The 12,851-nt window shown below is 73.4% G+C and carries 8 protein-coding genes and 1 riboswitch; of the genes, 5 read left to right on the forward strand and 3 right to left on the reverse strand.

All coding sequences use genetic code 11. The annotated features are described in order from the left end of the window. Positions 1-575: 575 nt before the first annotated feature. A complete protein-coding gene (locus tag ABD346_RS00835) occupies positions 576-1,157 on the reverse strand; it encodes a cysteine hydrolase family protein (RefSeq protein ID WP_344371197.1) in 582 nt (193 codons plus the stop codon). 134 nt (positions 1,158-1,291) lie between these two features. On the opposite strand from ABD346_RS00835, the gene ABD346_RS00840 reads away from it, so the two are divergent. Continuing rightward, entirely contained in the window at positions 1,292-2,281 is a 990-nt protein-coding gene (locus ABD346_RS00840) for a GlxA family transcriptional regulator (protein WP_344370595.1), read from the forward strand. Positions 2,282-2,632: 351 nt separating this feature from the next. Next, on the forward strand, positions 2,633-4,276 hold the full coding sequence (locus tag ABD346_RS00845; RefSeq protein ID WP_344370598.1) for a sigma-70 family RNA polymerase sigma factor: 1,644 nt from the start codon (positions 2,633-2,635) through the stop codon (positions 4,274-4,276). 85 nt (positions 4,277-4,361) lie between these two features. On the opposite strand, the gene cobN is transcribed toward ABD346_RS00845, so the two are convergent. Then, positions 4,362-7,988 (reverse strand): cobaltochelatase subunit CobN, encoded by a 3,627-nt coding sequence (gene cobN, locus ABD346_RS00850; RefSeq protein ID WP_344370600.1) that lies wholly within the window; start codon positions 7,986-7,988, stop codon positions 4,362-4,364. Between the two features lie 72 nt (positions 7,989-8,060). Beyond that, positions 8,061-8,145, reverse strand: a riboswitch (cobalamin riboswitch). Positions 8,146-8,564: 419 nt separating this feature from the next. Between cobN and ABD346_RS00855 the strand changes: the two genes are divergently transcribed. Genes ABD346_RS00855 through ABD346_RS00865 form a run of 3 tightly spaced genes read left to right on the forward strand, consistent with a single transcriptional unit; the run spans position 8,565 to position 12,117 of the window. After that, positions 8,565-9,971 carry a cobalamin biosynthesis protein CobG gene (locus tag ABD346_RS00855; RefSeq protein ID WP_344370602.1) on the forward strand — a complete coding sequence of 469 codons (1,407 nt, stop codon included), beginning with the start codon at positions 8,565-8,567 and terminating at the stop codon, positions 9,969-9,971. After that, positions 9,968-10,615 carry a precorrin-8X methylmutase gene (locus tag ABD346_RS00860; protein WP_189967578.1) on the forward strand — a complete coding sequence of 216 codons (648 nt, stop codon included), beginning with the start codon at positions 9,968-9,970 and terminating at the stop codon, positions 10,613-10,615. The genes ABD346_RS00855 and ABD346_RS00860 overlap by 4 nt, the downstream gene beginning before the upstream one ends. Next, a complete protein-coding gene (locus ABD346_RS00865) occupies positions 10,612-12,117 on the forward strand; it encodes a precorrin-2 C(20)-methyltransferase (protein ID WP_344370605.1) in 1,506 nt (501 codons plus the stop codon). The genes ABD346_RS00860 and ABD346_RS00865 overlap by 4 nt, the downstream gene beginning before the upstream one ends. Here the strand turns inward: ABD346_RS00865 and ABD346_RS00870 are convergent. Beyond that, positions 12,102-12,848: a cobalt-precorrin-6A reductase gene (locus ABD346_RS00870; protein WP_344370607.1), complete on the reverse strand. Its 747-nt coding sequence runs from the start codon at positions 12,846-12,848 to the stop codon at positions 12,102-12,104. The two genes, ABD346_RS00865 and ABD346_RS00870, sit on opposite strands and share 16 nt — an antisense overlap. Positions 12,849-12,851: the final 3 nt, after the last annotated feature.

Here is a 12,851-nt window from a genome sequence, read left to right on the forward strand (position 1 = left end):
GCCGCGAAGCCTCGCGCGGGGGCGCGGAGTCACATCCGCCCAGCGCGAAGGCCACGGGGAGGGTGGTGAGGAGGGTGCGGCGACGGAGCCGGGCGGGCCTGGAAGCACTCAAGTCATCGTACAAAACAGTACATTTCGCGACGAAGGTGCTGCGCACGATACACCTGCAACGCCGGGTCACCGGGTTCCCTCGGCCCTGCGTGCCGCGAGCGGCCTCCGGGGCAAGGGGCGGGTGGGGGCACCCGGGGTCTGGGGGAGAGCCCCGGCGCACCTCGCCCGCCCCAACTCCCCGTACGCGCCGAGCCGTTACCGCTCCCCCAAGGGATTGAACGGCGCCGGAGGCGCATCGGGGTCGTCCCCGGCGACGGGCAACGGCCGATGCCCCTCGGACCAGTGGTTGGACCACCCGCACACCCCGCACGAATACCGCCCGTCCAGCCCCGCCAACTCCGTACCGCACCGCTTGCACCGCGTGTACGTGATGTCCGGCGTCGGTGCGGGCCCGGGCTCCGGGTGCCTTCCAGGGGCGTGGGTCACCCGGGGAGCCTACCCAGCCCGGCACCGCGATTTCCCCGCTACCGGCATGCCGCCAGGAGCCCCGCCGTCGTCACGACGGTCGCGAAGCCGCCGCCGTGCAGGGACACCGCGGTGGCCCGGGCCAGCTCGTCGGCGGACCGGTGCCAGCCGAAGGGGCCGGCCAGGTCGAAGGTGTGGGTGGCGTCGAGCGGGAGCAGCACCTCGTAGCCGAGGTTGCCGCCCATCCGGGCCGTGGTCTCGACGCACATGTTGGTCTGGATCCCGGTCACCGCGAACTGGCGGATCCCGGCCGCCTTGAACCAGGCGTCCAGGTCGGGCGAACCGTAGAACGCCGAGTTCACGGTCTTCGTGACCAGCAGCTCCGGCCCGCTGCCCAGCCCCCGCCGCTCCTCCACGTACTTCTTGAAGTCGTTGCCGGCGTACCCCGGCCGCAGCGGCGACTCCGGCTTCGACGAGTCGTGCCGTACGAAGACGACCGGCCGGCCGGTCTCCTGCCAGGCGGCGATCAGCGCGGCGATGTTCTCGTCGGCGGAGGGATTGTTGCGCGGCCCCCAGAACGGCTCGTCGAAGCCCTGCTGTACGTCGACGACGACGAGCGCCGCGTTCGGCGCGATGTCCATGCCCTTGCCCGTGCCCATGCTCTGCACCTTCTCGTCATTGCTGCTCTTGGCGCTGCTCATGGCCACCATGCTGCCGCTGTGGAGCACCCCGTCCCAGAGGTACAGAAGTCAGCGATCGATGATTTACTGCCAGCATGCCGAGCCTGCCGCGCAGTCCCCTCCACCGCATCGCCCTGCTGGCCTTCCCCGGCATCCGGGCCTTCGACGTCAGCGTGATCACCGAAGTGTGGGGTGCGGACCGCACCGACCGGGGCGTGCCCGCCTTCGACCTGCGCCGGGTCGCCGCGGACCCGGCGCCCGTGCCGATGCGCGGCGGCCTCACCCTCATCCCGGACCGGACCCTGGCCTGGCTGGACCGCGCCGAGCTGATCCTCGTCCCCGGCCTGGACGACCACACAACCCCCGCCCCCGCACCCGTACTTGACGCACTGCGCCGCGCCCATGCCCGCGGCACCACGATCGCCTCCCTGTGCGGCGGCGCGTTCACCCTGGCCCAGGCCGGACTGCTCGACGGCCGCCGCGCCCTGACCCACTGGGCGCTCACCGACCTGTTCCGGGCCCGCCATCCGCGGGTCCGCGTCGAACAGGACGCGCTGTTCGTGGAGGACGGCAACATCTGGACCTCGGCCGGCACGGCAGCGGGCCTCGACCTGTGCCTGCACCTCGTACGCATCGCACATGGTGCCGAGACCGCCGCGACGGTCGCCCGCTCGATGGTCACCGCGCCGTTCAGAATGGGGAACCAGGCCCAGTTCATCGAACATCCCACCCCGCGCACCGACCGGGACCTGGACGCCCTGGCCGACGTACGGGCGTACGCGCTCAGCCACCTTCACGAGCCGCTGACCGTCCCCGCACTCGCCGAGCGCGCCGGGATGTCCCCCCGCTCCTTCGCCCGCCACTTCACCGCGACCACCGGCACGACGCCCCGCCGCTGGCTGCTCGACCAGCGCCTCGCAACAGCCCAGAAACTCCTCGAACGCACCGACCTGCCCATGCCGGAGGTGGCCCGCCGAGCAGGCTTCGGCAGCGAAATCACCATGCGCCAGCACTTCGCCACCCGCCTCACGACAAGCCCACGCGCCTATCGGGCCTCGTTCGCCTCCACCCCAACCACCGTGTAGGCAGCGCGACTTGGGTCTCGCCCCGGCTCAGCCCCGGGGGGAGCCTGCACCCATCCCGCCAGGGCGCGGGGCTGCGACTTCGTGCGGATTCGCCGCATGACCCCGGCGGGCCCCGCCGCCCTCACCCGAACGGACTCACCCGATCGGCTCAACGGGCGTGACGAGGACCACACCCTCAGCACCCCCTGGCCGCCGCACCGCCCCCACCAGCCAAAACCTGTCAGAAGCAGCCAGCACTTGGCAGAAGGCATCCCCTATCTGCCCGCAGGTTTCTGTTATCCGGTCACCTCCGCACTGTCTCCTCTCCGTCGGGTCAGTTAGGTTCGATGCTCCGGGGAGAGTGGACTAGGCGTGATCAGTGAACAGGCAGCCGCAGTGGTCGTCGCGGCCCGGGACGGGGATCAGCGGGCGCGGGACGAGCTCGTCGCCGGGTATCTGCCGCTCGTGTACAACATCGTCGGCCGCGCGCTGAACGGGCACGCCGACGTCGACGATGTCGTGCAGGAGAGCCTGCTGCGCATGCTCGACGGGCTCGGCTCGCTGCGTGAGCCGGAGGCCTTCCGGTCCTGGCTGGTCGCCGTCACCATGAACGAGATCCGGCGGTACTGGCAGGGCCACCGCCGTACCCCCGTCGACGGCGGACTCCAGGACGCCTACGACGTCGCCGACCCGGGCGCCGACTTCGTCGACCTCACCATCGTCAAGCTCGGGCTCTCCGGGCAGCGCAAGGAGGTCACCGAGGCCACCCGCTGGCTGGAGACCGACGACCGCGCGCTCCTGTCGCTGTGGTGGCTGGAGGCGGCCGGCGTCCTCACCCGGGGCGAGGTCGCCTCCGCACTCGACCTGTCCCCCGAGCACGCCGCCGTACGCATCCAGCGGATGAAGGGCCAGCTGGAGACCGCCCGCGTCGTCGTGCGCGCCCTCGCCGGGGTCGAGCGCTGCGGCGAGCTCTCCGGGCTCGCTCTCTCCTGGGACGGCCTGCCCTCCGCCCTCTGGCGCAAGCGCATAGCCCGGCACGCCCGCACCTGCGCCGTCTGCTCCGGGCACTGGAGCGGGCTCATACCCGCCGAGGGGCTGCTTGTCGGCCTCGCCCTCGTCCCGGCGACAGCGACGGCCGGTCTTCTCGCCGCGCTGCACGGGCAGACGCCCGACCTGCAGACCGCCGCCCACGCCACCACCCGGCCCACCCCTCAAGCCCCGGTGTCCCCCCGAGCCGCCCACGCCGCCCACAAGCGCCGCGGCCCCACCTCCCGGCGCGACCGGCGCGACCAGCGGGCGCGGCGCCGGCGCCGGGCCGCCGCCGTCATCGCCGGGGTCGCCGCGATCGCCGCCCTCGGCGGGGCCTTCCAGTTCTTCATCGACTCGGGGGACGACGCATCCCACACCGTCGCCGACGCGCCCCTCACCACGACCGAGGCCGCGCCCGACGGTGTCAGCACGAAGCCGGTGCCGCCCACCCCCTCCGCCTCCAACTCACCGGGCAGGCCGAGCAGTTCGGCCCGCCCCAGCGCCAAGCCCTCCGCTCCCCCCGCCAAGCCCTCCTCGCGCCCCGTGCCGCCCAAGCCCAGCCCCACCGCCAAGCGTGCGGCCGCCAGCACCGAATCCGGCGAGCCGGCCGCCGCCCAGGACGTGCTCGCCCTCGTCAACTCCGAGCGGGCCAAGGCCGGTTGCTCCGCGCTCACCAGCAACGCCAAGCTCTACGACGCCGCACTCAAGCACTCCGAGAACATGGCCGCGCAGAACTTCTTCGACCACACCGACCCCAGCGGCGCCGGTCCCGGCGAACGCATCACCGCCGCCGGGTACAAGTGGAGTACGTACGGCGAGAACATCGCCCGGGGTCAGGCCGACGCGGCCGCCGTCATGGACTCCTGGATGCACAGCCCCGGTCACCGCGCCAACATCCTGAACTGCGCGTTCAAGGAGATCGGCATCGGCGTGCACTACGGGTCCGGCGGGCCCTGGTGGACCCAGGACTTCGGCACCCAGGGATAACGCCGAGGAAAGCACCCAGGGATAACGCCGAAGAAAGTGGGCCCGGATCAGAAGAGACCCGGGCCCGCCATCCCCACCGAAAAACTCAGCCCTCGTCCTCCAGGTCCCCCTCGGTCTCCAGGTACACCTGGCGAAGGGCCTCCAGGACCGCCGGGTCGGGCTTCGCCCACATGCCGCGGGACTCCGCCTCCAGGAGGCGTTCCGCGATGCCGTGCAGGGCCCACGGGTTGGCGTTCTGGAGGAACTCGCGGTTGGCCGGGTCCAGGACGTACGTCTCGGTCAGCTTGTCGTACATCCAGTCGGCGACCACGCCCGTCGTGGCGTCGTAGCCGAACAAGTAGTCCACCGTCGCGGCGAGTTCGAAGGCACCCTTGTAGCCGTGGCGGCGCATCGCCTCGATCCACTTGGGGTTCACCACGCGGGCCCGGAAGACCCGCGAGGTCTCCTCGACCAGGGTGCGGGTCTTGACCGTCTCGGGGCGCGTCGAGTCGCCGATGTACGCCTCGGGGGCGGTGCCCCGCAGGGCGCGGACGGTCGCCACCATGCCGCCGTGGTACTGGAAGTAGTCGTCCGAGTCGGCGATGTCGTGCTCGCGGGTGTCGGTGTTCTTCGCCGCGACCGCGATCCGCTTGTACGCCGTCTCCATCTCGTCCCGCGCCGGGCGGCCGTCCAGTTCGCGGCCGTACGCGTAGCCGCCCCACACCGTGTAGACCTCGGCGAGGTCGGCGTCGGTGCGCCAGTCGCGGGAGTCGATGAGCTGGAGCAGGCCCGCGCCGTAGGTGCCGGGGCGGGAGCCGAAGATGCGCGTGGTGGCCCGGCGTTCGTCGCCGTGCTCGGCGAGGTCGGCCTGGGTGTGGGCGCGTACGTAGTTCTGGTCGGCCCCCTCGTCGAGCGAGGCCGCGAGGCGGACCGCGTCGTCGAGGAGGCCGATCGTGTGCGGGAAGGCGTCGCGGAAGAAGCCCGAGATGCGCAGGGTCACGTCGATGCGGGGGCGGCCCAGCTCGTCGAGCGGGATCGGCTCCAGGCCGGTGACCCGGCGCGAGGCGTCGTCCCAGACGGGGCGGACGCCGAGCAGCGCCATCGCCTCGGCCACGTCGTCGCCCGCCGTGCGCATCGCGCTCGTACCCCACAGGGAGAGCCCGACCGAGGTCGGCCAGTCGCCGTTGTCGGTGCGGTAGCGGTTGGCGAGGGACTCGGCGAGGGCCTGGCCGGTCTCCCAGGCGAGCCGGGAGGGGACGGCCTTGGGGTCGACGGAGTAGAAGTTGCGGCCGGTCGGCAGGACGTTGACCAGGCCGCGGAGGGGGGAGCCCGAGGGGCCCGCCGGGACGAAGCCGCCGCCCAGGGCGTGGACGGTGTGGTCGAGTTCGGCGGTGGTCGCGGCGAGGCGCGGAACGACCTCGCGGGCCGCGAACTCCAGGATTTCGCGGACCTGTTGGGGCTGGTCGGCGGGAATCGCGGCCAGGTCCCATCCGGCGTCGTCCATCAACTGCACGAGGGCGCGGGCCTGCTCCTCGGCCTCGTCGGCATCCGTGCGGGTGGCCGCGGACTCGTCCAGGCCGAGGGCCTCGCGCAGGCCCGGCAGGGCGGTGGTGCCGCCCCAGATCTGGCGGGCGCGCAGGATCGCGAGGACCAGGTTGACGCGGTCGGCGCCGGCCGGGGCGTTGCCGAGCACGTGCAGGCCGTCGCGGATCTGGACGTCCTTGATCTCGCAGAGCCAGCCGTCGAGATGCATGATGAACTCGTCGAAGCCCTCGTCCTCGGGGCGGTCTTCCAGCCCCAGGTCGTGGTCGAGCTTGGCGGCCTGGATCAGCGTCCAGATCTGGGCGCGGATCGCGGGCAGCTTGGCCGGGTCCATGGACGCGATCTGGGCGTGCTCGTCGAGGAGTTGCTCCAGGCGCGCGATGTCGCCGTACGAGTCGGCGCGGGCCATCGGCGGCACCAGGTGGTCGATGAGCGTGGCGTGCACGCGGCGCTTGGCCTGGGTGCCCTCGCCCGGGTCGTTGACCAGGAACGGGTAGACCAGCGGGATGTCGCCGAGCGCGGCGTCCGGGCCGCAGGCGGCGGACAGGCCCGCGTTCTTGCCGGGCAGCCACTCCAGGTTGCCGTGCTTGCCGAGGTGGATCATCGCGTCGGCGCCGAATCCGCCGTCGGCGGTGGAGGCCGCGATCCAGCGGTAGGCGGCCAAGTAGTGGTGCGAGGGCGGCAGATCGGGGTCGTGGTAGATCGCGATCGGGTTCTCGCCGAAGCCGCGCGGCGGCTGGATGAGGATCAGCAGGTTGCCGCGGCGCAGGGCCGCGAGCACGATGTCGCCCTCGGGATTGCGGGACCGGTCGAGGAACATCTCGCCGGGCGGCGGCCCCCAGTGCTGCTCGACGTTCTCGCGCAGCTCCTTGGGGAGGGTCGCGTACCAGCGCTTGTAGTCGGCGGCCGGGATGCGGACCGGGTTGGCGGCCAGCTGCTCCTCGGTGAGCCAGTCCTGGTCGTGGCCGCCCGCGTCGATCAGGGCGCGGATCAGCTCGTCGCCGTCGCCGGAGACCAGGCCCGGGATCTCGTCCTCGGGCCCGAAGTCGTAGCCCTCGGCGCGCAGCCGGCGAAGGAGCGCGACGGCGCTGGCGGGGGTGTCGAGGCCGACCGCGTTGCCGATCCGGGAGTGCTTGGTGGGGTACGCGGAGAGCACGAGGGCGAGCCGCTTGTCGGCGGCCGGGATGTGCCGGAGCCGGGCATGCCGCACGGCGATCCCGGCAACGCGAGCGGCGCGCTCGGTGTCGGCAACGTAGGCGGGCAATCCGTCCTCATCGATCTCCTTGAAGGAGAACGGGACGGTGATGAGGCGGCCGTCGAACTCGGGGACGGCGATCTGGCTGGCCGCGTCCAGCGGGGACACGCCCTCGTCGTTCTCCTCCCATGCGCTGCGGGAGCCGGTGAGGCAGAGCGCCTGGAGGATGGGTACGTCGAGGCCGCTGAGGGCGCCCGCGTCCCAGGACTCGTCGTCGCCGCCGGCCGATGCGGTGGCCGGCTTGGTGCCGCCCGCCGCGAGGACGGTGGTCACGATGGCGTCGGCGGCGCGCAGTTCGTCGATGAGCGCGGGCTCGGGGTCACGCAGCGAGGACACGTACAGCGGGAGCGGGCGGCCCCCGGCGTCCTCGATGGCCCCGCACAGGGTGTCCACGAACGCGGTGTTGCCGCTCATGTGGTGGGCGCGGTAGTAGAGAACGGCGACGGTCGGGCCTTCGACCGTACGGGCCGTGCGCTCAAGGGGCCCCCAGGACGGGGCGGGTGCGGGCGGCTCGAAGCCGTGGCCGGTGAGCAGCACGGTGTCGGACAGGAAGCGGGCGAGCTGGTCGAGGTTGGCCGGGCCGCCGTGCGCGAGGTAGGCGTGCGCCTCGGCTGCGATGCCGACGGGGACGGTGGAGGCGGCCATGAGCTGGGCGTCCGGGGCCTGTTCGCCGGTGAGCACGACGACGGGGAGCCCGCTCGCGGTGAGCTGGTCCAACCCGTCCTGCCAGGCGCGTACGCCGCCGAGCAGTCGTACGACGACGAGCCCGACGCCGTCGATGAGCCCGGGCAGGGCGTCGAGGGCGAGCCGGGACGGGTTGGCGAACCGGTAGGGCACCGGGCCGTCGTTCGCGGCGCGGGCGCTGAGGAGGTCGGTGTCGGACGTCGACAGAAGCAGGATGGGGCGGGGGCGGGTGCCCTGGGGGTCCTCAAGCATGCGGCGTCAGGCCTTCCTCGGGGTGTCCGCGCCCCGGGTGGTGTCGGAATGGGTCTCCCCGAAGGGAGGGGGGAGTTCCTGACTCGCCCGGCCGAGCGGGGGCTCGGGTCCGGGCTCACAGTGGCGGGACCGCGCCGGAATCACACCGGGCTTCCTCCCCTGACGCCGTCACCGGCGCGACGGGCCGGTGGCCCGTTGCCTGCATAGTAGCGACCTGGCGGAGTGGCCCCGGGGCGCCGGGGCACCCGCCGCCCATCCGGGCTCCGGAGGTGGGGGTCGCTTCCGCGGGGTGGGTGCGGGGCGCTTCCGCGGGTGGTGAGGTTCAGCGCGGGCCGTGGGTGGCTGGTCGCGCAGTTCCCCGCGCCCCTGGCAGGGTCGGTGCTGGCCGGGCGAGCATCTTTAGCCTGTCCGGCGTTTGAGGACGAGCGCCCTTAAGGCGCGATACGGGGTCTGGGGCGGAGCCCCAGGAAACCGGCTTCACCCCTCTCCAACCCCCGGCGGGTCTCGGGAAGGGGCGGGGTGGGGGAAAAGCCCGCCCGGGTGGCCGCCGCCTCGGTCGTGGGTATGCTCGCCGCCATGCCGCCCCCCTCCACAACACCCCCCAACCAGGGCAAACCCCGCATGGCGGACCCCTTGGGAGCTGTCGTGCACGGCGCCCCGGCGACGGCCCGGGATGCCGCCGAGGCGCCCACCCGCCCCACCCCCGTCGTACGGGACCGCGACGACGCCTGCCCCGGCGCCCTCCGCCTGCACACCGCGGACGACGGCAAGCTGGCCCGACTCCGGCTCCCCGGCGGGATTCTGACGAATCGTCAGGTCAACGCGCTGGCCGCCGCGGCCGAGCGGTACGGGGACGGCCACCTCGGCATCACCTCCCGCGGCAACGCCGAGTTGCGCGGCATCGGCGACACCTGCGGCACCGGCCTCGCCGAACTCCAGCGCCACACCGCCCTGTTGCCCTCCGAGCGGCACGAGCGGATCCGCAACATCGTGGCCTCCCCCCTGGCCGGCCTCGACGGCCGGGGCCACGGCACCCTGCACCCCTGGCTGCGCGAACTGGACACCCTCCTGTGCACACAGGACTGGACGCCCGCACTCTCGGGCCGCTTCCTGTTCGCCCTGGACGACGGCCGCGGAGACGTCGCGGACCTCGGCGCCGATGTGACCTTGCTCGCACAGGCGGAGGGCAGAGCGGTCGTACGGGTCGGGGCGAGCGCCGTCGGCGTGGCCGCGGCCGACGCCCCCCGCGCGGCACTGGAAGCCGCCCGCGCCTTCCTCGCCTCCGCGGCCGCCGCGGGCACCGGCGCCTGGCGCGTGCGCGAACTCCCCCCGGGCCACGAGGTCGCCCTCACCCGCACCCTGGCCTGCGCGGGCATCCCGGCCGAGCCCGCCCCCGTACCGGACGCGCACACCACCGCCCCGGAACCCGGCACCGCTGCCGCCCCCGACGGAACGTACGCCGTGATCGTGGCCCCCGTACTCGGCCGCGTGACCAGCACCCAGCTACGGGCGCTCGCCGGCCCCGGCGGCGAGGTCAGGATCACCCCGTGGCGCGGATTCGTCCTCCCCGGGTTCGACGAGCGCGCGGCTCACGAGAAGCTGCGCCGGCTCCACGACGCCGGGTTCATCACCACTCCGGACGCCCCATGGGCCGGGGTCGGGGCGTGCACCGGCCGCCCCGGCTGCGCCAAGGCGCTGGCCGACGTCCGCCGGGACGCCTTGCCGGGCCCGGGCGCACTCCCGGTCTACTGGTCGGGCTGCGAACGCCGCTGCGGACACCCGCACGGCGACTGGGTGGACGTGACGGCCACCCCCGACGGCCACTACACGGTGATGGTACGAGGCGACGGAGAACGACAAGTACCCCTGGACGATGGCGAGTTGGCGATTGCCGTCGCCGCGGCACGGGGCACGGCGGCAACAGGAACGGCCCGCACGCAGGCGACGGGAACCGGAACGGGAACAGGGACGACGACGAGATGAGCGAGCGCACAGTGACAGTGTTCGACTACGAGAAGGACGGCGCGGAGATCTACCGCCAGTCCTTCGCCACGATCCGCGCCGAGGCGGACCTCACCGGCCTGCCCGCCGACGTGAGCCAGGTCGCGGTCCGCATGATCCACGCCTGCGGCATGACGGACCTGACCCGCGACCTCGGCTGGACGCCCGGCGTCGTGGCCCGGGCCCGCGAGGCGCTGCGCGCGGGCGCGCCGATCCTGTGCGACGCGCGGATGGTGGCCAGCGGGGTGACCCGCAAGCGGCTGCCCGCCGACAACGAGGTGCTGTGCACGCTCGCCGACCCGTCGGTGCCCGAGCTCGCCGCGAAGATGGGCACGACGCGCAGCGCCGCCGCCCTGGAGCTGTGGCGCGACCGCCTCGACGGCGCGGTGGTGGCCGTCGGCAACGCGCCCACCGCCCTGTTCCGGCTGCTCGAAATGATCGAGGAGGGCGCGCCGCGGCCGGCCGCCGTCATCGGCGTACCGGTCGGTTTCATCGGCGCCGCCGAGTCCAAGGACGCGCTCGCCGCGCACCCCTCGGGCCTGGAACACCTGGTGGTACGGGGCCGGCGCGGCGGCAGCGCGATCGCCGCGGCCGCACTCAACGCGATCGCGAGCGAGACGGAATGAACGAGAAGAACGACAACACGGGCCGTCTTTACGGGGTCGGGCTCGGGCCCGGTGACCCCTCCCTCATGACCGTACGCGCGGTGGAGGCCATCGCCGAGGCGGACGTGGTGGCGTACCACTCGGCGCGGCACGGCCGGTCCATAGCGCGCTCGATCGCGGCGAAGCACATCCGTGCCGACCACATCGAGGAGAAGCTGGTCTATCCGCTCACGGTGGAGACCACCGACCACCCCGGCGGCTACCGGGGCGCCCTGAACGACTTCTACGAGGAGGCCTCGGCCCGGCTCGCCGAGCACCTCGACGCGGGCCGCACGGTCGCCGTGCTCGCCGAGGGCGACCCGCTGTTCTACGGCTCGTACCAGCACATGCACAAGCGGCTCGCGCACCGCTATCCGACCGAGGTGATCCCCGGGGTGACCTCGGTGAGCGCCGCGGCCGCCCGGCTCGGAGAGCCGCTGGTGGAGGCCGAGGAGGTGCTGACGATCCTGCCCGGCACGCTCCCGGAGGAGGAGCTCACCGCACGCCTGGCCGCGACCGACTCGGCGGTGGTGATGAAGCTGGGCCGTACGTTCACCAAGGTGCGCCGGGCGCTTGAGCGTTCGGGCCGCCTGGACGAGGCGCGGTACGTGGAGCGCGCCACCATGGAGGGCGAGCGCACGGGCCGACTCGCCGACATCGAGGCCGAGTCGGTGCCGTACTTCTCCGTCGCGGTGCTCCCCAGCCGTATCGACGCCACCCCGCCGGAGCGCGAACGCGGCGAGGTCGTGGTGGTCGGCACGGGTCCGGCGGGCCCGCTGTGGCTGACCCCCGAGACGCGGGGCGCGCTCGCCGCCGCCGACGACGTGGTCGGCTACACGACGTACGTGGACCGGGTGCCGGAGCGCCCCGGGCAGCGGCGGCACGGCTCGGACAACAAGGTGGAGTCGGAGCGCGCCGAGTTCGCGCTCCAACTGGCCATGCGGGGAAGGCGAGTCGCGGTCGTCTCGGGCGGCGACCCGGGCATCTTCGCGATGGCGACGGCCGTCCTCGAGGTGGCCTCGCAGCCGGAGTACGCGGACGTTCCCGTGCGGGTCCTGCCGGGGGTGACCGCGGCCAACGCGGCCGCCGCCCGCGCGGGCGCCCCGCTCGGCCACGACTACGCGACGATCTCGCTGTCCGACCGGCTCAAGCCCTGGGAGGTCATCGCGGAGCGCCTGCGCGCGGCGGCCTCGGCCGATCTCGTCCTCGCGCTCTACAACCCCGGCTCCGCGAGCCGCACGTGGCAGGTCGCCAAGGCCCGCGAACTGCTCCTGGAACACCGGGCGCCGGACACCCCGGTCGTGGTCGCCCGGGACGTGGGCGGCCCCGCCGAGCGGGTCCGCATCGTGCGCCTGACCGACCTGGACCCGGCCGAGGTCGACATGCGCACGATCCTCCTTATCGGCTCCTCGCAGACCCGGACCGTACGGCGCGGGGACGGCGAGGAGATCGTCTGGACCCCGCGCCGCTACCCGGAGAACTGACGGACCCAGGCGGCCGCCTCCTCGGGGGTGGCCGCCACGGCGACCCCGTCCGGCACGGGCGGCCGCCGCACGACGACGACGGGGATCTGGGCCTCGCGGGCGGCGGTGAGCTTGGGCGAGGTGGCGGCGCCCCCGCTGTCCTTGGTGACGAGCACGTCGATGGCGGCGCGCCGCAGCACTTCGCGCTCCCCTTCGAGCGTGAAGGGCCCACGGTCGAGCAGCACCTCCATCCGTACCGGGCAGGGCGGCTCGGGCGCATCGACGGACCGCATCAGAAACCACAACTGATCGAGATGGGCGAAGGCTGCGAGACCCATGCGCCCGGTGGTCAGGAAGACGCGGCGGCCGAGCGCGGGGAGCAGCGCGGCGGCCTCGTCGAGGGAGTCCGCCGGGTGCCAGCGGTCGCCTTCGCCGGGGACCCAGCCGGGCCGGCGCAGCGCGAGCAGGGGAACATGGGCTGCGGCCGCGGCGGCCGCCGCGTTGAAACTGATGGTCCGGGCGAAGGGGTGGGTGGCGTCGATGAGCGCGTCCACCTCGTGCGTACGCAGCCACTGGGCGAGCCCCTCGGCACCGCCGAACCCGCCGACGCGGACCTCCCCGTCCGGCATCCGGGGCGCGGCGACCCGCCCCGCGAGCGAACTGGTCACGCGCAGCCCGGCGACCTCGGCGCCGTGCAACAGCCCCGCCAGCCGACGGGCCTCGCCCGTACCCCCCAGAATCAAGACGTGCACAGG

The sequence above is a fragment of the Streptomyces mauvecolor genome (assembly GCF_039532965.1).
Lineage (GTDB): Bacteria > Actinomycetota > Actinomycetes > Streptomycetales > Streptomycetaceae > Streptomyces > Streptomyces violascens.